The sequence below is a fragment of the Vibrio paucivorans genome, assembly GCF_054053395.1.
Genome location: NZ_CM133230.1, coordinates 1,476,495 through 1,499,006, shown reverse-complemented (window position 1 = coordinate 1,499,006; position 22,512 = coordinate 1,476,495). Strand labels below are relative to the sequence as shown.

Below are 22,512 nucleotides of genomic sequence, written 5' to 3'. Positions count from 1 at the left end.
TTCAGCACCTTTTAACCACTATTTTAATATGGATTTAAAACCAAGATCTCAGTTTACAATTTGTAACAATCAATAAAATTTATGACAAAAATGTGCTGTAAGTTCAAAAAAGTCACCCACCAAAATCGGTTGAAATTTGTAAACGCAATGGTAAGACGATGAGTCTTGAGAAAAGACGAACATTTCGCTCGCTAGCACGAAGAAATATTGGGAATGAAGTAAGCCACCGAATCACAAAGTAATGATTGTTGGGGGTGGATTAATCTACAGGTAAAGTTTTTAAGACTTGAATGTCATCGCTTATCGGTGGAGGCTGATGAAGTTGTTAGGTGCAACTGTTTGTCACGATAGAGAATGAATAGATACAAAAAAGCCCGCGATAAGCGGGCTTTTTCGATTGTTCACGAAGAACTAAATTTGGTGGGTCCGGGCGAACTCGAATCGCCGACCCCTACCATGTCAAGGTAGTACTCTAACCAACTGAGCTACGGACCCAAATTTTGTCACTGCTTTAAAAGCAGTAAGGAATGGTGCGTCCGAGTGAACTCGAATCACCGACCCCCACCATGTCAAGGTGGTGCTCTAACCAACTGAGCTACGGACGCATTCCTTTGGAACGGAGGCGATATTAGCGAGACTTCTTTGCTGGCGCAAGTGCAAATTCTCTATTTTTGAACTGTTTGGCGTTGATATAGACAAAGCGATGAACTTTTAACCCAAAACTGATTTGATCGATCCTACATTGTCGGAACAAAACATAAACAAACGTGATTTTGATTCCACTTTTATATTGCTTATTATGCAAATTGGATTAGTATGCACTTTACCAATCGCTTTACGGAAACAGGCTTCCTAACCGAACTTGAGTCATGGACTTAGACGTACTGAGCAACTCACATAAGTTGCGAGCAGCGATCCTAACTTGGATCAGTATTACACTTGGCTTTATCGCCAGCGGTTTTGCTGTGTACAACTACGCAGTTGGGACTGGCTGGTTCCTTGTGATCTCTGAAGCCTTGTTTGCGGTCTACTCATTTTGGTTATACTCCGCAGCTAAAAAACGGACTCACAATTACCTTTCGATAATTCTCTTTGTCGCCTTTTTGGCCGTCATTGTGTTAGGCGGCACACTGAATCGCCCATTAGAAAGTGGCCTATTTATTTGGACCTGTTTCTTCCCCATCTTCTTTTATTTACTGTTAGGTAAAAAGAACGGCCTGCTCGCGACAGGTTTTATGGCGATCATCCAGATAGCCGTGGTGTTATACAAAATCCAACTTGGTACAAGTTTCATTGGTACTCCACTTATCCTGAACTTGCTATTTTGCTACCTCAGTATTTGGGTGGTTTCTCATATCTTTGAGTCCAACAGGAAGAAAGCGGAAGTCAGCCTAGGGGTTCTGGCTTCTAAGGATGTATTAACCAATACGTACAACCGATTGGCTCTCACTTATCAATTTCCCGTTCTTCAACGTAAAGAAAGCGCCCCGCTGTGCTTGTTGATTCTAGATGTCGACTTCTTTAAGCAAGTGAACGACCAATTTGGTCACTCTGTTGGAGACAAGGTACTTATCGAAACAGCCCTACTGCTACAAAAGTTTGTTGGAGAATCTCAAGTTTTCCGTATCGGTGGTGAAGAGTTTTGTATCACATTACAGCACACCGATCTCAAACAAGCTGAAGCGGTTGCTGAAGCCATTCGACATGAAGTCTCCGTTAATCAGTTTCATCATGGCTCACAAGCCATCAATCTGACAGTGAGTATCGGCGTGTGTGCCTGTGATGGCATCACAGAGCTTGAGGATGTGTTACTTAAGGCAGATAGTGAGCTTTATCGAGCCAAACAGAACGGGCGAAATCAGGTTATGGTTTGCGCCTCTCAGCTGAGTAAGCCATTGAAAGAACGAACACAATCCGCTCAATAAAAAAGCTCGCAATAGCGAGCTTTTTTCATTTAAGACCAATCAATTTGATTTGGGTTTGGATTTTCTGGTTCCGGTTCATCAAATACAACGTTGTAGTTTTCGGTGTAAGTACATTGAGGCTGACGGCTACAAGTGAAGAAACGCCGACCTTTGAACTCGCCTTGACTAGCAATCTTGATCACCATCGGGCTGCCACATTTTTTACAGAAACGAACTTCTTTATCTGGCTCTATCAAATCAATGTGTGCCGCCAGCAAACGTCTTAAACGACCTACTTGATAGCTGTGTTTGATCGACGCACCAATGAGAGGGACATTCGACGACTTACAAACGTGCATCAGCAATTTCTGGCGTTCCATTTTGCCTTTGTCTAGTTCTTTACCATTGTCCAATTCAATCGCCACTCTAGGCTCTAACGAGCGAGGGTCACAAATTAAAAAATCAAAGTAACTTTTGGCTATTTTTGAATTTGCCACAAACCACTGTTTTTTGTTGGTTGCAACAGGTGCAATTACATTGGCCATATTCACTTTTGCCAACACAACACCGTGCTCCCCCACCGCCGTTTTCAATGCATTGAGAAACGCCGTTTCTTGTGAGTTAAGCAAAGCACCTTTGCGTTTGTATTTGCAGTCTTTATACGTTTCCGTCTTGATGAGCCGTTTTTGAACGAAGAAAAAAAACACGACCAGCAATACAACAATGATGAAAATGTTTTCCATTTAGTCTCGAATTCTCAATGCTAGATAACTTACTAATTAATATATGAAGTTCGAGGTTTTTGCTATCTCTGATTGAGTTTATGAGAGATAAGCGCTCTGAATTTATCCAAATCGCATCCGTTGAATAGAATCTTTATTGATTTAGATCATTTTCCCGCCGAGAGTGATGATTTAGTGTCGTAACTGTTACACAAGTGTAAAAACAAGGAGCTGTAAAATGGAATTAAAACAAGATCCACGCTGTTACACCGATGTATGTGTCGATGGCTACTGGTATCACTACGATCATTGTGGCACTGACGCATATGTACTCAAAGGTGGCTCTTCACCAAAACTCGAGCTAGCACGGGAGCCCAAAACGGAAAGCGAACTGATTGCGTTGCTTAGAGCGGCAAGTAAGTAGCCTAGACATTCGTTAGTCGTACTAATCAGGCAGGTCCAAAAAGATAACGGTTCTATTATCCGGATCGAGTTTGATAAATGAGTCGTACCAATATTTTTTAATCAATCGGTCCATCAACCCCGTTTTTTTCGCCTTTTTAAGTGCCGCTTGAATCATTGGTTTATGCATTGCTGCTTCACGGCTGAGATAGAACTTAAAGTCTCGTTCGTATACAAGCAGCAAACGCTTTTCTATTTCTAAATGGCTGTAAATACGTGCCTCTGAATAGATTTCTGTAAACCCTCTTGGGAAGTAATTCACTTCCCCATCCTCACTCAATTTGGCGTACAGCTCACGCCACTCACCATCTTGAAGGTAAGCACCTAACCCGTTATGACGCCACACATCCACATCGAACCACTCTTTGCCTAGCCCTGCGACTAAACCCGAGGCCTTTAGTTGCTCTAATGTTTCTATTTCATCAAATAGCTCTTGAGCACCGTCTGGTATTAATAAAACGCGTTGTCCAATCAGGCCATTGGTTAACGTGACATTAATTGGAATAAACTGGCGATTACGCTGCTTGGTTTCAATCAACCAAGTCAGAGACAATTGATTGTTTTGAACCATTTTTACCACGCGCTTCTGCGGGATGTGCTCCGCTGGTGTTTCGATAATCAGTTCAATCCCATTCGCAGCCAGCGCTTCTTTAAGCAATTCGTGGTAATACATATGACCATTGTCTTGTTGTGACGCTAAGGTCAGTGTGATTGACGCAGGCTTCGCCCAAGCGACACTTACAAGCAAACATAAGAACAATACCAGCCACCTCATAGTAGCTCCCGTTTTAGCCATCCCATTTTAAAATATAGTTGTTGTTTCGGTTTGCGCTAGAAACGAAAACGCCACCCAAGTGGGTGGCGTTGTTCGCTATGGGGCTTTGTATTAGTTGAATACGTATTTATCCATCATCGAAACCAGTTTACCAATTTCTGGTTTGGTAATGGTGTCATTCGCACCGAGTGCTAACGCTTTCGACCTGTTGTCATCACTCATCAGAGACGAAAACATAACAATTGGTGTTGTCTGATATGCATCGCTTTCACGTAAACGCTTCAATAAGTGCATGCCATCCATACGCGGCATTTCAACGTCAGTGACTACGGCATTCACCAATTCGTGCACCGGCAAACTTTCGGCTTTCGCATATTCTGCAATTTCCATCAGCTTGTCATACCCTTCTCCACCATCTTTACAGGCAATAACGTTGTAACCCGCTGAAGTCAGAGTGTCTTGAATCAAACTACGGATAAAGGCAGAGTCATCGACAACGATAATGGTTTTCGCATTACGCTTAGTGACCATTTGCTGGTTCAAGTCAACGGTTCTGTCCCCTTTCACATCGTATTTTTCCATACTCAGTTCTGGGTTGATGTCGGCGATGATCTTCTCAAAGTCGAGGATCATAATCAGGTTGCCGTCTTTACGTACCACAGCCACGACACAATCTTGCTCGCCAGCCTCTAAAAATTGACTTGGTGATTCCACGTCATTCCAAGAAATACGGTGGATACGGCTAATGCTATCGATCAAGAAGCCATTCGTCATACGGTTGAAGTCGGTCACGATGACAAACTTCCTGTCTAACTCTTTGCTTGTTGGTACACCCAACCAACCGCCTAGGTCTACCAATGGCGTTAGAATATCTCGAGACGAGAAAACCCCAATCATGTGAGGTTGTGCATTCGGGTAATCCGTCGTTTCAGGTACTTGAATCACTTCACGTACTTTGGCAACGTTGATCCCGTAGTAACAGGTTTTGGTACTACCGTCTGGTAAGTGTTTTACCAGGTGAAACTCTATGATTTCGAGCTCGTTAGTGCCGCTCTCTGTCAAAATTGTGCTGCTAGAATGACTCATGCTGATACATCTTCGTATTATTTATATTTGTTTACGATAGCTTGATATTGGCTTACACCGTTATCATCTTCCGTGATTTTTACTTTATCTATAGCTTGTTGCAACTCATCTATGAGTGCTCTGTCGATATCTTTATTGAAAGCGTAATACAATTCACCTTCCTGCAAAACGAATACAGGCGAAAACTCGTCTGGATTATAGCCTGTTTGCGATATCCACCACTTTGCAACGTTCTCTTCATAAGCCCACAAATCAATGCGCTCTTTTTGAAGTTGTTCTGCTAACGTCTTGGCATAGGAGCTTTCCTGCATGGAATCTCTCGGGACACCAAGCTCCAGTAACAGTTGCTCACCCACATCGTCACGAATGACACCTATACGGTACTTAATCAAATCACGTGGTTCATCAATGGTGATACCCGTACTGTTTTTCGCCATCACCACTATCCGGGTGGTACTAAGCGGGCCAACCCATTGAAACAAATGCTCTCGCAGTTGAGTACGAGTGGTTGAAAACAGCACTGTGTCTAGCTTGATTAAGGTCGAACGATAAGCTCGCGCCCATGGCTGCACATGAATATCGTCGATGTTGATTGCGTTACCGCTTTCTTTTGACGCCGCTAGTAATAAGTCGACCGCAATCCCTTTTACTTTAGCTCCCTCGGTAAAATTATACGGAGGGTACTCCTCTGTTAAATATGTAAGTTCATTCAGTTGTTTAGCTATGCTTTGCCCACTTAAAAGCAGCGCAAAAAGCATGATCAATACAGACGACGTACGCATAGAACCCCCCTAATGACTATTTATACATCTATCATTAAAGGTAGGTAGCGATACGGCTGGCGTCTAGCCAGTCACAGCGGGATTTTCAACTTTGCCCTAGTTCGGTTTGAAGGGCTTGAATACGCCTACTATACGTGTTTATCGACTGATTTTTTTATAGCTTCTTTCAGGCCGACCTACAGTTCCATAATTTAAGTCTGCTTCCAGCTCACCAGAGCTGATCAGATATTCCAAATACCGGCGCGCTGTTGTTCTACTCGCACCGATACTCTCTCCAGCTTCATCGGCTGTCAGGCTCACGGGCTCGCAAAATAGAGCTCGGATTTTATCCAGTGTTACGCTATCGATGCCCTTTGGTAACCGTTTGGCGCTGTTGTCTTGCGAATTAGAGGCTTGCAGCATTTTATCCACTAGGCCTTGATCTAAATCCGCTACGTTATCAAGCTCCTGCTGCTGTGCTTGATATTTCTTCAGTGCAGCTTCTAGACGAGGGAACATCACAGGCTTAAGCAGGTAATCGACAACACCTCCGCGCATAGCCTGTTGTAAGGTTTCGACATCACGCGCAGCGGTGATTAGAATCACATCGCAGCCTTGATTACTACCACGTACTTTTTGCAAAATGTCTAGGCCTGTCCCGTCGGGCAAATACACGTCTAGTAACACCAATTGAGGTTTTAACACCTCCAATTGCATCTCTGCTTCAGCTCTTGATGTGGCAATGCCAATGACTTCAAAACCACCCATCTGAGTAAGATAGCGATGATGCAGCTCTGCGATAGCCAAATCATCTTCAATAATCATTACTCGAGTCATCGCACTCATATTTGTTCTTCCTTGGGTAGGTATACCGTCATTCTGGTACCAAATTCCTTATTTTCCGTCATCTCTAACTGGCCGTGATAACGAGTTGCAAGCTGATTAATTAAATATAACCCTACGCCACGATTGTTGGCGGCTTTACTCGAAATCCCTTTTTCAATTAATCGTTCAGGGGCAATTTGCTCTGGTAGCCCCACCCCTTGATCGCTTACTTCTAAAATCACTTCGTTGCCGTAATCACTAATCGACACTTCGACCATGCGCCGTTCCGAAGCAAAATGTTGCTCTGCTTTAATTGCCGACATCGTGGCATCAAATGCGTTATCGATTAAGTTGCCTAGAATCGTCACTACATCGTCTGCGTTAATTCGCTGTGGAAGTTCCTCCAAGCGCGAGCCTTCCTCAACAATGAGTTCTAAACCCAGCTCTCGCGCACGTTCAGTTTTCCCTAACAACATGCCCGCTATTAGTGGCTCTTTTACGGTTTCACGTAAGAATTCAATCAGTGATTGATAATGTGCCGTTTCTTGGCCAATGAGTCGCTGGACAGATTCCAGCTCGCCCATCTGAACCATACCGCTAATGGTGTTCAGCTTGTTTCTGTGCTCATGCGTTTGCGAACGTAGCATTTCAGCATAGGCTTTGGTTTGGGAAAGCTGCTCGGTGAGCTCATTGATTTCATCTCTCAAGCGGAAACTCGATACGGCGCCGACAATTTTACCCTCTACAATAATCGGGCTCCGGTTGGCAATAAGTCGCTGCTTGTTTAGGTAAAGGTCGATGTCTTGGTCGGTTGAGCCAGTCACTAAGACTGTCGCTAAATCGCTCTCTGGGATCACTTTACTCAGCGGTTGGTTTAGCGCTGAATTCTTGTCAATATTAAGTATGTCGCAAGCACTTTTGTTTATAGAACGCAGTCGTCCTTCGCCATCAATACTCAAGATCCCTTCTTTTAACGTGCTCATGGTTACGTCGAGCTCAACGTACAAACGGCCTATTTCTTCAGGTTCAAAGCCAAGAATAGCTTTCTGAAAACGACGAGAAGCATAACTAGAGATAATGGCATTGGCTGCTACAACCAGTAGCGCCATAAATAATAAGAAGGCTAAGAAAGGTTCGACTTTGTCTTGAAGGCGCTCAACTAAATAGCCAACCGACACAACACCAATGATCTCACCTTTGTCATTGAAAACAGCAGTCTTACCACGAACGGAATAACCTAAAGAGCCTTGGGCGAAAGACACATAAGACTCACCCTTCACCAAGGCGCGTTGGTTGTCTCCACCTTTCATCGGCTTACCAATCCGCTCATCTAGCGGGTGAACCAAACGGATACCATTCTTGTCACCAATAACAATGAAAGCGGCGCCAATCATTTCCGTCACATTGCGAAAGCGTTGTTGGCGTGCAATATTGCGCTCTTCTATCAACTCCTGAACATAAGGAGAATCGGCAAGGAAAGTAGCGACGCCTAAGGCTTTTAGCCCCATCTCTTCTTCTTGAGCATGCTTGATGTAAACAAAGCCTGCTGCGACCAAAAGCAACAGTTCTATCAAGCCTGAAAGCGTCATTATGATCAGCATCCGTTTACGAAAGCTGATGTTTTTCCATTGCATACGTTCTTTCATTGATTTGCTTTTAATCGATTCCTTTCATCGCCGTGATTCTTCCAGTGAATGTTGTGGCGGACACTACTTCTGACAAAATTAACACTTAATCAGTATTCATGCGAAAGCAGCACCTGATATCTGTGAAGAATATTTAAAGAAATCACTATATTGCTGAATAGCATTGATAAAGCGTAAGCAGGCGGTTAATCCACAACCAAAATCATCAAGAAACATCAGCAAAGAATACAGTTGCATATATGATCTTCATCACATCAAATTTAGTTTGTTTTTTATACAACCTCTATATATCGGCGTATAATATTTAATCAGCCAAAGGGAGCAACCTACGAACAACGACCTAAAACAAAACCTAATACGTTGTCGGTAACGCCAGTACGTTCACTCATATCGAGGAACGACAATGCTAGAGGGATACACCATGCAAAGGGATACTTTTGGGATTTGCCTTTCTAAATCCATGCTGTCGCGCAATCTTACAACGACTTTTACTCACGTCAGAGCTTACGAGACTATCGAGCAAAGTGAAGATGTGAAAGTCATGCAAGCCTATCCACAAATGTCCGGTCGAGAGTTACTCAGTACCATGCAGGATGGCCAAACATTGTTGTGGCGTGCGGAGTTTAGTTGCCAATCGCTGCAGAAATAACGAAAAACCAGCCCTAGGCTGGTTTTTTAATGCCTTCGTTTTATCCTTTCCTAGAACGCTCTATTGTCAAGATCCACGCACTACTAAGTAAACAGACCTCTCATCAATTAAATATTTGTTAACATTCAACACAAATTACTATAATTGCTAACTATTCTATAAAACAAAGCTATTGCTTCAAAGGATTGAGCAGTCGATGAACAACGAAAATCAAGCTAAGCCGATAGTACTAGTCGTGGATGATATTCCAGACAACATACACACCCTTTCAGGCATATTGTCTGATGATTTCACCATTAAAGCCGCGACCAGTGGTGCTCGTGCACTTAAAATTGCAAATAGCACTCCAAAACCTCACCTCATTCTATTAGATATCATGATGCCTGAAATGGATGGTTATGAAGTCTGTGAACAATTGAAATCTAGCCCTTTCACCGCGGATATACCGATTATTTTCGTCACCGCTAAAGCAGAAGTCGTTGATGAGCAAAAAGGCTTTGAAATGGGTGCAGTGGATTACATTACTAAACCCATTAGTCCGCCGATTGTGAAAGCGCGCGTTCGTACACACATCGCGCTGTACGACCAAAACCTAGATCTGTCTATCAAAGTTCAACAGCGTACTGAGCAGCTCGAACAAAGCCGTTTGGAAATCATCCAGCGCCTAGGTCGCGCCGCCGAGTACAAAGATAACGAAACCGGCATGCACGTCATTCGCATGAGTCACTATGCCAAAATCCTTGCCCAACAACTCGATGTCAGCAAACGCTGGGTAGAGCTGGTCTATCAGGCTGCTCCGATGCATGACATTGGGAAAATTGGTATACCCGACAATATTCTCGGTAAACCCGGCAAACTCGATGGCGACGAGTGGGAAGTCATGCAACAGCACGTAAAAATCGGTGGTGACATCATCGGTGACAGCGACTCTCTGTTACTTCAGATGGCACAAGAAATCGCGCTCTATCACCATGAAAAATGGGACGGTAGCGGTTACCCTCATGGCCTTTCAGGCGAAGCCATTCCACTTAGTGCTCGAATTGTCGCCATTGCCGATGTTTTCGATGCACTGACTAGTGAACGTCCTTACAAAAAAGCATGGCCTATTGAAAAAGCCATCGGGCTGATTCAAGAAGAAGCCGGAAAACATTTTGATCCGAATTTAGTGCCGATTTTCATCGATAAGCTCGATGAGCTATTGGTAATAAGAGACTCTTTCCAGGATAAGTTTTAACTATCGAGGTTTTTAATGAACCAGACTCAAGATTACGCGTGGGACTCGAAACGTATTTTAACGGGCTTTATATTAGCCTCGGTACTGCTGGTCATTGCTGGAAGCATAGGCTGGTATAACCTAAACCAACGCTTCGATGCTGTAGATTATTATGCCAATAATGCGCAGCTAATTTCGTCTCTCGATGAAGTTAAGATCCATGAACAAAGTTACGTTCGACTCCCAGACCCAACTATTGCGAAACAGACATTCGATACATTAGAAAAAACGCGTCAAGCTGCTAGTGTAGTAGTAGAGCAAGGGATGGATGAAGAAATCCTTAACCTAATCGAACAATACCAGCAGCAGTTTTCTCAATACATTGAGTTAGACCGTGCGCAGGCAGACAGTCGCCTAGAGATAACGGCTAACGGTGAACTTGCTTCTGACGCAATCGAAAAAATGCGTCAGCATTACGAAACACATACTGAGCAACAAATGGCTGAGGTCAGTACCTTGCGCGGTAAAGTCACTCAAAGCTCGGAGCACACCCTACTCTCTCAAAAGCTGGTTAGCCAAATCGCCAACGTACAGTATCACGAGAAAGCTTTCTTGCTCAGTAACGACTTGAACGATTACGGTCAGATTCAGTTCGAATTGCACAAAGCAGAACAACTTGTCGAAGAACTACAGCCACTACTCACTGATCCTGTTAGCCAACAAAAAATGGCGCTAGTAACCAACGCCAAAAACCGCTATTTGACATCGTTAGTGTCGCTGCGTGGTACTCGCAGTATGGATGATAAAATGAAAGCGACCATGTTCGGCCATGTCGACAGAGCTGGTGCAGAATTTAACCGCTCAGCAAGTGCACTGCGTGAATATCAACATGAACTACTGGATCAATACCAACGCAACGTATCCGATAAACAAGTAGAGATCAGTAACCAGCTTGCATTTAGCGCCAACCTATTGTCGATTCAATCCCTCATCAGCGACGCTCAACAGGCCGACCGAGATTACTCCTTATCACTAACCGCGACTAGCCAACGCCAATACTCTCAAGAAGTGATCGGCTATCTAAACTATGTGTTAAAACTTACCGCTAGTTTGGGAAATCAAACTCACGACGATGTGGGTGCGACCACTTTACAAGACATTGAAAACAATACATCACAGTACCTAGCACTATTTGAAAGCCTAATCAGCCAACGCGAAGATACCAATACTCAATTGGCGAAGCTAGACAGTGTTTATCAGCAGTTAGATTCACTCATTTTACCTACCTACCAAACACAATTAAGTGTGGTCGAATCTTCTGGCAGCATCACCACGTACCTAGCCATTGGCGGTGTTACGTTTTTAGCCACCTTACTATTACTCGGCTTGCTGGCAAATAAATCCCATTCGGCGCTAGAACGTTTTGCCGATAAGCTCGAAATTGCTAGAGATGAAGCTGATTCTGCCAACCGAGCTAAATCGGACTTCTTGGCTAATATGAGCCACGAAATTCGCACACCAATGAACGCGATCATTGGTATGAGTTACTTAGCGTTGAAAACGGATCTGTCTCGCGCACAACGAAACTATATTCACAAAGTTAAGCTCTCGGCTGATTCGCTGCTTGGCCTCATCAATGACATCCTAGATTTTTCTAAGATTGAAGCCGGTAAGCTTGATATAGAAGCGGTAGATTTCCATTTAGAGAACGTTCTCGACAACATCTCTAACTTAGTCGGCCTGCGTGCTTCGGAGCGCGGATTAGAATTACTCATTCACATTGAACGCGATGTGCCCACTACCCTCGTCGGCGACCCTCTTCGCTTAGGTCAAATTTTAATTAACCTCGCCAATAACGCGGTGAAATTCACAGAGAAAGGCGAAGTAAAAATCTCTATCGCTGTAGAACAACGGGACGGAGATAACATCACCCTGAAGTTCGCAGTTTCAGACAGCGGTATCGGGATGACTCAAGAACAAGCCGCTAAGCTGTTTAGCAAGTTCACTCAGGCGGATACCTCCACCACCCGCAAATACGGTGGGACTGGCTTAGGCTTAGCTATCAGTAAAGAGCTGTGTCAACTGATGGGTGGAACCATTTCGGTGGAAACAGAGCAAGGAAAAGGCTCTACGTTTACGTTTACTACCCAACTCCAAGTGAGCCAAGCTCTGACGCAAGAAACCATTAAAGTCCCGACTTCACTCGGGAACCTTAAAATCCTTGTGGTGGATGACAACGCTAGTGCCCGTATCATCGTCAACGACATTCTTGAATCACTAAACTTCCAATGCCATGCGGTTCCAAGTGTTGATGAAGCAATGCAAGAACTGACGCAAGCATTGGATTCAGAACCTTATGATCTGGTCATTTCTGATTGGCAAATGCCGGGTAAAGACGGTATCGATCTGGTCGAAACCATCCAGACAGAGTTCACAGACAAGCAGCCAAACATCCTTATGCTTACCGCGTATGGTCGCGAAGAATTGGCTGAAGCACTGGCACTGCGCAACTTGCCGACCACGAGTATTCTCGATAAGCCTGTGACATCGTCACACTTATTTGATGCCATCGTTAGCCTCTATGGCATCGAAAGTGGCCGTGTTAGCCGAAGTGATATCGAAGAACAAACGCAACTAGCTAACGTTCAGCAACTTGCTGGCTCTCATTTGCTATTAGTTGAAGACAATGAAATTAACCAAGAGCTGGCAACGGAGCTACTCGAAGGTCAACAGATTAAAGTAACGATTGCTGAGAACGGCCAACAAGCCATTGATATGTATAAAGCACAAGACTTTGACGGCATTTTAATGGATTGCCAAATGCCGATTATGGATGGCTATGAAGCAACCGAGTTCATTCGTACCAAGCTTGATGATAAGAAAATCCCTATTATCGCGATGACCGCTAATGTAATGGAGCGAGATAAGACCAAAGCCAAAGAAGCTGGTATGAACGACATAATCGCCAAGCCAATCGATGTGGGGTCTATGTTCAGTACCTTGGCAAAATGGATTACACCATCCGCCCCGGTTTCAACCGTTAGCCAGCAACAAACCCGACACAATGATATCCCGAACATCGAGGCCGCTCTTAAAGTAGAAGGTCTGGATATCAAACTCGGATTAACTCGAGCCAACCAAAACTCGCAGCTGTATCTCAAACTGCTTAATCGTTTTGTAGCCGCCTACTCTGACGGTGAAAATGTGGTGCGGAATATAAAATCAAGTGACGACGTAAGCCTAGAGGAATCCAAACGCTACGTGCATACGCTCAAGGGCGTGACAGGTAACATTGGGGCAACTGAGCTACATGAGTTGTGTGTAAGCTTGGAGGCTAGCCCATCAGACGAAAAACTTATCGCTGCAGTAACTCAACAACTAGAAGCACTCACTAAGCGGATAGCCGATGCAATTACCCCGCTTACAGAGCAAACGGAAGATAACTCAGATCAAGGCATAGACCTTTCGATTGTTACCGCGCTTAGAGAAGCCATTGAACAAAATGACACTCAAGCACTATCCATATTGGGCGAATTAAAGTCAGGTTCGGTGATAGGGTTAAACAATGGCGAATTTGTTCAGCTCACCAATGCACTGGAGGAGTTTGATTTTGATTCAAGCCTTGAGATTCTCAATAAAGCTTCATAACCCATACTACTGATAAGCGAGATACGTTTTGGGGAGCCACAAGGGCTCCCCTAATTTTTTGCGACTTGTTCTAGCCTCTCATATTGCTAGGCCTTCGCTGGCACTGAGTTCAAGCGAAGTGTATAAAATGACCTTGCACTTATTGCTCTCTACAGCAGTGAAAACGACCTTTAACTCCGGAGATAACCCATGCTCGATAAGATGGCCTTCTTTGTATATGTAATCCGTTATGGCTCTATCTCCTCCGCGGCACGCAAGTTCAACGTATCGGTGTCTGCAGGTAGCCGCTGGTTACAAGAACTGGAACAGCACTTCGGCACAACATTATGTCATCGCTCCAACCGCTTACTCGAAGCGACGCAGGCAGGACAAACCTTGTATGAGGAGTTCTCCCCATTAGTCGACAGCGCAGAGCGTATCAGCCGTCAGTTGGAAGACTTTCAAGACAGCGAAAAGGGTCAGATAAACATTGCTTGCACGCCTGTGTACGCCAATCATTACTTAATGGATAAGTTGGCAGAGTATTCCAAGCGCAATCCCAAAGTCACCTTCAATATTAATGTCACACCTTGGGCTCTCGACCATGCTAGTAGCAGCGACATAATGATCAGTGCCAATGCGCATTTTCAAGGTTACCGCGAAAAAGATCTCATGTTGGTAAAACGTGAGCTGATGAATTGCCCATTTACCGTCGTCGCTTGCCCTCAATATCTCAGCCAGCATGGCACACCAACTAAGCCAGAAGAGCTACAAAACCATGCTTGTCTCGTGGCCACAACGTTAACGGGCAGCAACGATTGGATATTCAGGCAAACGGAAGAAAACCTGATTTTGAAAGTGCCTAAAACCATCGAAGTGAATGACAGCGATCTTCTCTTAAGCGGCGCACTAAAAGGCGCAGGAATTGCCTACCTACCCCAGTTTGTGGTCGAAGAAGCCGTTGCCAAAGGTGAGCTCATCACCCTGCTTAACGAGTACGAAACTAGCCTTTGGAGCTTGAACCTTTATTACCACGCACCTCAAAAAGCGTCTCCAGTCGCAATTAAGTTCAAAGAGTTTTTATTGCATGGCTAGCTTCCTCTGATAAACCCTCTTATCTACATGAACCTTACTTTACAGACTTTACCCTGAACGCTCTCTCACCACCGCTTTGCATTTTTGCAAAGCGGGTTTGAAATCTTCGCTATATAACAATTTCATTGCACTTTTTACACTGAACCTTGTACCACGATTACGGAGTAAACAAGGTTATGGAACGCATCTACATTGTCGCAGCTAAGCGCACACCGATTGGAAAATTCAATGGCTCTTTAGCCCCACTCTCCAGCATTGAATTAGGCGCTCACGCGATGAAGGCAACATTGCATCAAGCCAATATAAACCCTGAGATTATTAACGAAGTGATCGTCGGCAGTGTGCTCACCGCTGGCACTGGAATGGGCCCCGGTCGCCAAGCGTCACTGAAAGCAGGTATCCCCGAGTCTGTGCCAGCGTATACCCTCAACATGATTTGTGGCAGTGGTATGAAAGCTATCTTGGACGCAGCAAGCCATATCCGTGCAGGTGATGCAGAAGTGATCATGACCTGCGGTATGGAAAGTATGTCGAATGCCGCTTTTGTCTCGAGTGGCGACATTCGTCGTGGCTACCGCCTAGGTCATCAGACTCAAGAAGATAGCATCCTCAAAGACGGCTTAACCGACGCCTTCCACGGTTACCCTATGGGGGTTACGGCCGAAAACATCGCAAAACAGTTTCAAATCTCTCGCCAAAGCCAGGATACCTTCGCACTGAATAGTCAGCAAAAGGCAATTGCTGCAATTGAAAATGGTCACTTTGATGCTGAAATTGCCCCTATAACAGTCGTAGATAGAAAGCATCAGTATGATGTGAAGGTAGACGGGTACCCAAAAGCCGATTGTTCCCTTGAAGGCCTGCAAGCACTTCGGCCTGCATTTGATCAGCAAGGTAGTGTGACAGCAGGTAACTCATCCGGAATCAACGATGGTGCATCAGCGGTATTGCTCGCATCAGAAAGCGCCGTAAAGCGCTACAACCTAGCCCCTCTTGCTGAGGTGGTAGAATACGGTCAAGGTGCTATTTCCCCAGAGCTCATGGGGTTAGGTCCAGTCCCCGCTATCGAGAATACACTGACTAAAGCAAACCTATCTCTAAAAGACATCGAAGTGTTCGAACTGAACGAAGCCTTTGCAGCGCAAGCGTTGGGTGTCGTTCATTCTCTCTCTGAACAGCACCAAGTCGCCCCCGATTGGTTACTGAATCGAACTAACCTGAGTGGCGGCGCAATTGCACTTGGCCACCCTATTGGCGCCTCGGGCAACCGAGTCGTTGCAACCTTAGTTTATCAACTGCGACGTACAGCTAAAAATTACGGCTTAGCTTCGCTGTGTATCGGTGGCGGTATGGGCACCGCTTTAATTTTAAAACGCTGTCAGGGAGTTTAAATCATGAACAAAGCAGCGACATCGGAACAAATTGCAGCACGACTATACGATGGAATGACCATTATGATTGGTGGCTTTATGGCTAACGGAGCGCCCGAACGTCTGATCGATTTATTGATCAAAAACGATATTAAAGACATCACCCTAATAACAACCGATACCGGCTCTCCGGAGCGTGGTTCAAGCCGACTTATTGCCGAAAAGCGAGTAACCAAGCTGTATGCTTCGCATATTGGGACTAACCCTGAAACCGGTAAACAGATGAACGAAGGAACACTGAGCGTCGAGCTGGTTCCTCAAGGTACGCTCGCAGAACGTATTCGTAGCGCTGGTGCAGGATTAGGAGGCGTGTTAACCCCAACAGGATTGGGCACGGTAGTCGCAGAGAACAAGCGAGTCGTTGAAGTAGGCGGTAAACCTTACCTACTTGAAGAACCGCTAAAAGCCGATTTAGCGTTAATTCGAGGTTCTAAAGTCGACCAACGAGGCAATGTTTTCTACAGCAAAACCACCCGAAATTTTAACCCGTTGATGGCCACAGCAGCCGACACTGTCATCGTAGAACCGGAACAAATCGTCGAGATTGGCGACATCACGCCTGAAGCTGTACACACCCCTAGCCTATATGTAGATTACATCTTTATGGAGAACCAATAATGACAGCACAACTCGATAAAGACGTGATTCGTCGCAGGATCGCTTGGCGTGTTGCGAAAGAAATGAAAGATGGCGACATTGTTAATCTCGGCATTGGATTACCGACGTTAGTAGCAAATGAAGTGGGTTCAAATATTGAGCTACTACTGCAAGCTGAAAACGGCTTGCTCGGTATTGATAAGCTCGCTAGTGAAGAAGACTCAGACACTGATCTAGTCAACGCTGGCGGCCAAAGTATTACTGCAATACAGGGCTCTTGTTATTTTGATAGTGCAGACTCGTTTGTCATTATTCGCGGTGGGCATGTAGACACTACTGTACTTGGAGCGCTGCAGGTGGACCAACAGGGGAATCTTGCCAACTGGATCATACCCGGGAAAATGGTGCCTGGTATGGGTGGTGCCATGGATTTGGTCGTTGGGGCAAAGAAAGTCATTGTAGCAATGGAGCACACTGCGAAAGGGAAAGCGAAATTGCTAAAGCATTGCACTCTGCCACTCACGGCAACTGGGCAAGTCAACTTGATTGTTACTGAAATGGGGGTCTTCAGAATCACTGAACTAGGGATGGAGCTTATAGAGCTTGCCCCTGAGTTTTCTGTTGAAGACGTTCAGTCACATACCGAAGCGAACCTTATCGTATCTTCAAACTTGATTCCGATGCCGATTCCAGGCTAACCACCAGCGGGATCAAAAAGAGGAGCACTAAGCTCCTCTTTTCTGTTCAAGTCACTAGCGAGCTAGCGCCTATTTTGGTTTGAACCAATCTAATTTCTCATGCAGAGACGTCACACTGCCCACAACAATCAAGGCTGGGCTGATTGCTTGCTCAGCTAGAGACGGCAATTCACTCAGTGTGCCGGTAAAAACGCGCTGTTCAGCTCGAGTGCCCTTCTCGATGATGGCACACGAGATATCTGGCGATAGGCCATGCTTCATCAAGTTTTCAGTGATCACTGGGCACTGCTTCAGTCCCATATAAAACACCAGAGTGTTGTTCGATTGAGCTAATGACGGCCACTCGATTTGCTGACCATCTTTTTGTAAATGCCCAGTGATAAATTGGACACTCTGAGCATGGGAACGATGAGTCAGTGGAATGCCTGCATATGCGGTAGCACCCGCTGCTGCTGTAATGCCCGGTACGACTTCAAAACGAACACCATTTTCAGCGAGCTCTTCTAACTCTTCTCCACCACGACCAAATATAAACGGGTCACCGCCTTTTAAGCGTGCAACATGTTTGCCCTCTTTCGCTTTGTCGACTAGCAGTTGGTTGATCTTATCTTGTGGGACAAAGTGAAAGTCGAGCTTTTTACCAACGTATATCATTTCAGCGTTTTCATTTGCCAACGCTAAGATATCTTTCGAGACCAAGCGGTCATAAACAACAACATCAGCTTGTTGAATAATGCGAGCACCTTTTACGGTCAATAAATCCGGATCACCCGGCCCCGCTCCAACCAAAGATACAAATCCTTTTTCCGCTCTTTGAACGTCCGATTGCGACACTTCTGACATGCTATGCTCCGAATACGATTCGATACCTTCCGAATCTTTAATTATTTCTAGCGCAAGGCTTTCAAAGAAACCCTGCCCTGACTGCTGGTTTAGATTATCAGGATTTCACACTTAATTCTGATTAAGAAAGAAATATTTATAACAAAACGATCTATCTGCGTGGAATCCAAACTAAAAAGCCCCAAGTGGTCACTTGAGGCTTAATCTATCTTGGGTAAGTAAGATGAACCTTACTTGGTTGCAAGAGCTGGTTCTGCGTTTGCTTCTTCAGCTTGGTTGCTTAGCGCTTCACTATCAATAGAAGGCGCTGTTTTTGCGTGTGTTAGGTAAAGCGGGATACAAGTAAATAGTAGACCACCAACAATGTTACCTAGGATGGTTGGGATTAGGTTGAAGTTCAACCAAGTTGCAATACCGAAGTCAGCACCCAAAATCATGCCTAGTGGGAATAGGAACATGTTTACTACAGTGTGCTCAAACACAAGTGCGAAGAAGATAAAGATAGGTAACCACATCGCCGCTACTTTGCCTGATACAGTGCGAGCCGTCATATTACCGATAACGCCTAGACACACCATTAGGTTACAGAAAATGCCACGAACGAAACACGTAATCCAACCGTCCATGCCCATGTTTTCAAAACCAACTGTACGTGCTGTTGAAACCGCGATGAACTTGTTCACCACTGCGCTTGGTTCTAGAGAAAAGTTACCCGTTAGTGAAACGGCGACTAAGAAAGCCACAATCAGTGAACCAATTAGGTTACCTAAGCCCACAAGTCCCCAACAACGGAAGATACGGCCCCACGTGATACCTGGGCGGTTTTCAAATTTAGCCAGCGGCGCTAGACCAAATACACCAGTTACTAGGTCATAACCCATCAAACTCAGAATAACGAAACCAACAGGGAATACCAAAGCACCAACAATGCCGATACCCGTTTGAACAATGGTAGTAATCGCTACAACAACCGCTAGAGATAGGATGATACCTGCCATTGTGCCGCGTAATATAAGATCACGAGTGCTGGTTTTAGTTTTGGCCTCACCAACATCAATCATGGTTTGAACAAATTCAACAGGTTTTAAAGCAGACATAAATGCGTCCTTACTAAAAGTTTAAAAATTAAAAGTTAAAATCGGATAGGAAAAGGCTCTAGCTTTAAGGAAGCTAGAACCCTTGAACTATCAAATCTTATTACGCAGCGATTTCTACCGAGCCTTTGCTTACGCGTGCTTTGTAGGCTTTAACGCTAAATTGTTCGTCTTCCATACAAACACCCGTGCTCAAGTTGAAACGTTGCTTTTTAAGCGGGCTTGCCACCCACTGCTCACCTTGATGTTCCACAATCAAACCACGAGATAGTACGTTTGATTGGAAGAATGGGTCAGTATTGCTGATCGCTAACACTTCTTCAGCTTGAGATGGACGAAACACTGCAACTTGCTCTCCGTCCACCAGCGCACACACGCCAGTACCCGGGATGATGTCTTCAATTTTGCATACTTTGGTAAATGCCATGATGTCGACTCCCTATTAAACCGTTTCTACGTGGATGATGGCGCCTTGGTTTTTCAAAGCAATATCGTCTGAATGTTTTTCCATGTATGTTGCCGGACGGTGCTGAGCACGCTCCTGAACAAACACGACATTGTCATCACGCTCTTCAGAGTTAACGAAGTGAGCAAAACGTTTTAGCTGTGCTTCGTCGTTGATAGTGTCAGTCCACTCACAACGGTACTCTTTAACCAGCTTCGCTACATCGGCTTCTAGCTGCTCGTTGATACCTAGCTTGTTGTCGACAATGACTTCGCGTAGGTAATCAACATCACCTTCTAGGTTTTCCATCCAAACTGACGTGCGTTGTAGTGGCGCAGCCGTACGAATGTAGAACATCATAAAGCGGTCAATGTATTTGATCAGCGTTTCTTGGTCTAAGTCAGTCGCAAGTAAGTCAGCGTGGCGCGGCTTCATACCACCATTACCACACACATACATGTTCCAGCCTGCGTCGGTAGCGATGATACCCAAGTCTTTACCCTGTGCTTCCGCACATTCACGAGTACAACCAGATACACCAAACTTCATCTTATGAGGAGTACGAATACCTTTGTAACGGTTTTCGATCATCACACCAAGACCCACTGAGTCTTGAACGCCGTAGCGACACCAAGTTGAGCCAACACATGTCTTCGCCATACGAAGTGCTTTTGCGTACGCTTGGCCTGTTTCATAACCCGCAGCAATCAGCTTCTTCCAAATCTCTGGAAGGTCGTCTTTTTGAGCACCGAATAAACCAATACGCTGAGCACCCGTCACTTTCGTGTAAAGGTTGTATTCTGCCGCAACATCAGCCAATACGCTCAGTGCTTGAGGAGTCACTTCACCACCCGCCATACGAGGGATTACAGAGTAAGTCCCGTCTTTTTGCATGTTACCTAGGAAGTTGTCGTTGGTATCGTGCAGCTTAACCAACTCAGGTTTTAGAATGTGCTCACCCCAGCAAGACGCTAAGATTGAACCTGCAAGTGGTTTACAGACTTCACAGCCATAACCTTTACCGTGCTTCTCTAGTAACTCTTCGAATGTTTTGATTTCTTCAATACGAATCAAGTGGAACAGTTCTTGGCGAGAGTATGCAAAGTGCTCACACACATCGTTTTTCACTTCAACACCCGCTTTTGCAAGCTCGGCATTAAGTACTGATGTCACCAATGGGATACAACCACCACAACCGGTACCCGCACCTGTTACGGCTTTAATGTCGCCAATAGTGTGGTGACCTTGAGCTACCGCTTCAGCAATTTTGCCTTTCGTTACATCAAAGCATGAACAGATAACCGCTGATTCTGGCAGTGAATCCGCGCCCAATGTTGGCTTTTCTGCACCAGCGTGAGCAGGAAGGATCAATGTGTCTGGGTGTTCTGGCAATTCGATTTCATTGAGCATCAGCTGAAGTAAATCGCCATAATCTGACGTATCGCCAACCATTACTGCGCCCAGAAGCTTCTTGTTGTCTTCAGAAACAATCAAGCGCTTGTAGACTTCTTGCTCTTCGTTTTGATAAACGTAGCTCTTACAACCAGGTGTACGACCGTTTGCGTCACCAATTGAGCCAACTTTAACGCCCAGCAGTTTTAGCTTCGCTGACATATCAGCGCCTTCAAACTTACTCTCGTTACCAACAAGATGATCAACTGCAACCGTTGCCATTTTGTAACCTGGCGCGACTAAGCCGTAGAACGTACGATTCCAAGAAGCACACTCACCGACTGCATAAATGTTTTCATCGGTAGTTTGACAGAAGTCGTTAATCTCGATGCCACCACGAGGTGCAATACCTAGGCCCATCTGGCGCGCTAGCTTATCTTGAGGGCGAATACCCGCCGAGAAAACGATAAAGTCAGTTTCTAGTTCCGTACCGTCAGCAAATCGCATTACGTTACGAGCGCTTTCACCTTCTGGAACAATTTCTAGCGTGTTTTTGCTGGTGTGAACCTTAACACCCATGCGCTCAATCTTCTGACGAAGTTGATCACCACCCGCTTGGTCTAACTGCTCTGCCATTAGCTTTGGCGCAAACTCAACAACGTGAGTTTCCACACCTAGAGCTTTAAGCGCACCCGCCGCTTCTAAACCAAGCAAGCCACCCCCGATAACAACACCGCTTTTACTTTTCTTCGCCGTCGCTTCAATCGATTTTAGGTCTTCGATGGTACGGTAAACAAAGCAGTCTTTGCTTTCGTTACCTTTAATTGGTGGGACAAATGGGTAAGAACCAGTGGCAAGGATTAGCTTGTCGTATTGGATTTCACGACCTGTGCTCGAGTAAACAGTCTGTTTCTCACGGTTAATATTAATCGCACGTTCACCGATTAGAATATTAATACCGTGTTTCTCGTAGAAACCTTCTTTAACTAGAGACAGTTCATCAGCAGTATGATGAGAGAAGTAAGAAGAAAGATGGACACGATCGTACGCGACTCGAGGTTCTTCACAAAAGACCGTGATATCCATATTAGATACATCGGCTTTTTCGACTAAATCTTCGATATAGCGATGGCCTACCATACCATTACCAATAACGACTAGCTTCAAATTGCTCATAGGAATTCCTGACGGTTATTTTTCTTAGCAACCGTTTCCGTAAGGAAACGTTGCTTAACTGACGCCATTTTC

The 22,512-nt window shown here is 45.0% G+C and carries 19 protein-coding genes and 2 tRNA genes; 9 read left to right on the top strand and 12 right to left on the bottom strand.

Annotated features, from left to right (window positions below; translation table 11 throughout):
• Nucleotides 1-418: 418 nt before the first annotated feature.
• Together ACXABW_RS07025 and ACXABW_RS07020 are read right to left on the bottom strand one after the other, a co-directional pair.
• Nucleotides 419-495 (bottom strand) — tRNA-Val (locus ACXABW_RS07025).
• Nucleotides 496-528: 33 nt separating this feature from the next.
• Nucleotides 529-605: transfer RNA gene (locus ACXABW_RS07020), tRNA-Val, on the bottom strand.
• A 264-nt stretch (nt 606-869) separates the two neighbouring features.
• Here ACXABW_RS07020 and ACXABW_RS07015 point away from each other — a divergent pair.
• A complete protein-coding gene (locus tag ACXABW_RS07015) occupies nt 870-1,925 on the top strand; it encodes a diguanylate cyclase (RefSeq protein ID WP_457524774.1) in 1,056 nt (351 codons plus the stop codon).
• A 29-nt stretch (nt 1,926-1,954) separates the two neighbouring features.
• On the opposite strand, the gene ACXABW_RS07010 is transcribed toward ACXABW_RS07015, so the two are convergent.
• Nucleotides 1,955-2,647, bottom strand: a complete 693-nt coding sequence (locus ACXABW_RS07010) for a DUF2726 domain-containing protein (protein ID WP_252030660.1) — start codon at nt 2,645-2,647, stop codon at nt 1,955-1,957.
• 217 nt (nt 2,648-2,864) lie between these two features.
• Between ACXABW_RS07010 and ACXABW_RS07005 the strand changes: the two genes are divergently transcribed.
• Complete coding sequence (locus tag ACXABW_RS07005; protein WP_252030659.1) at nt 2,865-3,050, top strand: hypothetical protein; 186 nt, start codon at nt 2,865-2,867, stop codon at nt 3,048-3,050.
• A gap of 21 nt (nt 3,051-3,071) precedes the next feature.
• Here the strand turns inward: ACXABW_RS07005 and ACXABW_RS07000 are convergent, their stop codons facing one another.
• From ACXABW_RS07000 to ACXABW_RS06980, 5 genes are all read right to left on the bottom strand, one after another.
• Nucleotides 3,072-3,863: a hypothetical protein gene (locus tag ACXABW_RS07000; RefSeq protein ID WP_457524771.1), complete on the bottom strand. Its 792-nt coding sequence runs from the start codon at nt 3,861-3,863 to the stop codon at nt 3,072-3,074.
• A 111-nt stretch (nt 3,864-3,974) separates the two neighbouring features.
• A complete protein-coding gene (locus ACXABW_RS06995; protein ID WP_457524769.1) occupies nt 3,975-4,949 on the bottom strand; it encodes a chemotaxis protein in 975 nt (324 codons plus the stop codon).
• 17 nt (nt 4,950-4,966) lie between these two features.
• Nucleotides 4,967-5,731: a substrate-binding periplasmic protein gene (locus tag ACXABW_RS06990; RefSeq protein WP_457524767.1), complete on the bottom strand. Its 765-nt coding sequence runs from the start codon at nt 5,729-5,731 to the stop codon at nt 4,967-4,969.
• 138 nt (nt 5,732-5,869) lie between these two features.
• Entirely contained in the window at nt 5,870-6,556 is a 687-nt protein-coding gene (locus ACXABW_RS06985; protein ID WP_252030654.1) for a response regulator, read from the bottom strand.
• A complete protein-coding gene (locus ACXABW_RS06980) occupies nt 6,553-8,169 on the bottom strand; it encodes an ATP-binding protein (RefSeq protein WP_457524962.1) in 1,617 nt (538 codons plus the stop codon). The genes ACXABW_RS06985 and ACXABW_RS06980 overlap by 4 nt, the downstream gene beginning before the upstream one ends.
• 433 nt (nt 8,170-8,602) lie before the next feature.
• On the opposite strand from ACXABW_RS06980, the gene ACXABW_RS06975 reads away from it, so the two are divergent.
• The 7 genes from ACXABW_RS06975 to ACXABW_RS06945 all read left to right on the top strand — a co-directional run bounded on the left by ACXABW_RS06975 (nt 8,603) and on the right by ACXABW_RS06945 (nt 17,490).
• Nucleotides 8,603-8,830 carry a hypothetical protein gene (locus ACXABW_RS06975; protein WP_252030653.1) on the top strand — a complete coding sequence of 76 codons (228 nt, stop codon included), beginning with the start codon at nt 8,603-8,605 and terminating at the stop codon, nt 8,828-8,830.
• Between the two features lie 196 nt (nt 8,831-9,026).
• The gene (locus tag ACXABW_RS06970) at nt 9,027-10,064 is read left to right on the top strand and encodes a response regulator (RefSeq protein WP_252030652.1); all 1,038 of its coding nucleotides are present in this window, start codon (nt 9,027-9,029) and stop codon (nt 10,062-10,064) included.
• Nucleotides 10,065-10,079: 15 nt separating this feature from the next.
• Nucleotides 10,080-13,691 (top strand): response regulator, encoded by a 3,612-nt coding sequence (locus ACXABW_RS06965; protein WP_457524764.1) that lies wholly within the window; start codon nt 10,080-10,082, stop codon nt 13,689-13,691.
• A gap of 189 nt (nt 13,692-13,880) precedes the next feature.
• Nucleotides 13,881-14,765 (top strand): LysR family transcriptional regulator, encoded by an 885-nt coding sequence (locus ACXABW_RS06960; protein WP_457524763.1) that lies wholly within the window; start codon nt 13,881-13,883, stop codon nt 14,763-14,765.
• A 176-nt stretch (nt 14,766-14,941) separates the two neighbouring features.
• Entirely contained in the window at nt 14,942-16,156 is a 1,215-nt protein-coding gene (locus ACXABW_RS06955; protein ID WP_457524761.1) for an acetyl-CoA C-acetyltransferase, read from the top strand.
• Between the two features lie 3 nt (nt 16,157-16,159).
• Nucleotides 16,160-16,813 (top strand): CoA transferase subunit A, encoded by a 654-nt coding sequence (locus tag ACXABW_RS06950; protein ID WP_457524760.1) that lies wholly within the window; start codon nt 16,160-16,162, stop codon nt 16,811-16,813.
• Nucleotides 16,813-17,490, top strand: a complete 678-nt coding sequence (locus tag ACXABW_RS06945) for a 3-oxoacid CoA-transferase subunit B (protein ID WP_457524759.1) — start codon at nt 16,813-16,815, stop codon at nt 17,488-17,490. Before ACXABW_RS06950 ends, ACXABW_RS06945 begins: the two co-directional genes overlap by 1 nt.
• A gap of 69 nt (nt 17,491-17,559) precedes the next feature.
• Here ACXABW_RS06945 and cobA read toward each other — a convergent pair whose 3' ends face one another.
• The 4 genes from cobA to nirB all read right to left on the bottom strand — a co-directional run bounded on the left by cobA (nt 17,560) and on the right by nirB (nt 22,440).
• Entirely contained in the window at nt 17,560-18,333 is a 774-nt protein-coding gene (gene cobA, locus ACXABW_RS06940; protein ID WP_457524758.1) for a uroporphyrinogen-III C-methyltransferase, read from the bottom strand.
• A 230-nt stretch (nt 18,334-18,563) separates the two neighbouring features.
• Entirely contained in the window at nt 18,564-19,430 is an 867-nt protein-coding gene (locus ACXABW_RS06935) for a formate/nitrite transporter family protein (RefSeq protein WP_457524756.1), read from the bottom strand.
• Between the two features lie 100 nt (nt 19,431-19,530).
• Complete coding sequence (nirD, locus tag ACXABW_RS06930) at nt 19,531-19,854, bottom strand: nitrite reductase small subunit NirD (protein ID WP_457524754.1); 324 nt, start codon at nt 19,852-19,854, stop codon at nt 19,531-19,533.
• Between the two features lie 15 nt (nt 19,855-19,869).
• Nucleotides 19,870-22,440, bottom strand: coding sequence for a nitrite reductase large subunit NirB (nirB, locus tag ACXABW_RS06925; protein WP_457524753.1), 2,571 nt, complete (start codon nt 22,438-22,440; stop codon nt 19,870-19,872).
• Nucleotides 22,441-22,512: the final 72 nt, after the last annotated feature.

Bases quoted from the DNA above. Each gene is read 5' to 3' on its own strand.
- ACXABW_RS06945 (WP_457524759.1), top strand. From the start codon at position 16,813: ATGACAGCACAACTCGATAAAGACGTGATTCGTCGCAGGATCGCTTGG.
- ACXABW_RS06955 (WP_457524761.1), top strand. From the start codon at position 14,942: ATGGAACGCATCTACATTGTCGCAGCTAAGCGCACACCGATTGGAAAA.
- ACXABW_RS06960 (WP_457524763.1), top strand. From the start codon at position 13,881: ATGCTCGATAAGATGGCCTTCTTTGTATATGTAATCCGTTATGGCTCT.
- ACXABW_RS06965 (WP_457524764.1), top strand. From the start codon at position 10,080: ATGAACCAGACTCAAGATTACGCGTGGGACTCGAAACGTATTTTAACG.
- ACXABW_RS07005 (WP_252030659.1), top strand. From the start codon at position 2,865: ATGGAATTAAAACAAGATCCACGCTGTTACACCGATGTATGTGTCGAT.
- ACXABW_RS06995 (WP_457524769.1), bottom strand. From the start codon at position 4,949: ATGAGTCATTCTAGCAGCACAATTTTGACAGAGAGCGGCACTAACGAG.
- ACXABW_RS07000 (WP_457524771.1), bottom strand. From the start codon at position 3,863: ATGAGGTGGCTGGTATTGTTCTTATGTTTGCTTGTAAGTGTCGCTTGG.
- ACXABW_RS06935 (WP_457524756.1), bottom strand. From the start codon at position 19,430: ATGTCTGCTTTAAAACCTGTTGAATTTGTTCAAACCATGATTGATGTT.
- ACXABW_RS06990 (WP_457524767.1), bottom strand. From the start codon at position 5,731: ATGCGTACGTCGTCTGTATTGATCATGCTTTTTGCGCTGCTTTTAAGT.
- nirB (WP_457524753.1), bottom strand. From the start codon at position 22,440: ATGAGCAATTTGAAGCTAGTCGTTATTGGTAATGGTATGGTAGGCCAT.
- nirD (WP_457524754.1), bottom strand. From the start codon at position 19,854: ATGGCATTTACCAAAGTATGCAAAATTGAAGACATCATCCCGGGTACT.
- ACXABW_RS07015 (WP_457524774.1), top strand. From the start codon at position 870: ATGGACTTAGACGTACTGAGCAACTCACATAAGTTGCGAGCAGCGATC.
- ACXABW_RS06980 (WP_457524962.1), bottom strand. From the start codon at position 8,169: ATGCAATGGAAAAACATCAGCTTTCGTAAACGGATGCTGATCATAATG.
- ACXABW_RS07010 (WP_252030660.1), bottom strand. From the start codon at position 2,647: ATGGAAAACATTTTCATCATTGTTGTATTGCTGGTCGTGTTTTTTTTC.
- ACXABW_RS06975 (WP_252030653.1), top strand. From the start codon at position 8,603: ATGCAAAGGGATACTTTTGGGATTTGCCTTTCTAAATCCATGCTGTCG.
- ACXABW_RS06970 (WP_252030652.1), top strand. From the start codon at position 9,027: ATGAACAACGAAAATCAAGCTAAGCCGATAGTACTAGTCGTGGATGAT.
- ACXABW_RS06985 (WP_252030654.1), bottom strand. From the start codon at position 6,556: ATGAGTGCGATGACTCGAGTAATGATTATTGAAGATGATTTGGCTATC.
- ACXABW_RS06950 (WP_457524760.1), top strand. From the start codon at position 16,160: ATGAACAAAGCAGCGACATCGGAACAAATTGCAGCACGACTATACGAT.
- cobA (WP_457524758.1), bottom strand. From the start codon at position 18,333: ATGTCAGAAGTGTCGCAATCGGACGTTCAAAGAGCGGAAAAAGGATTT.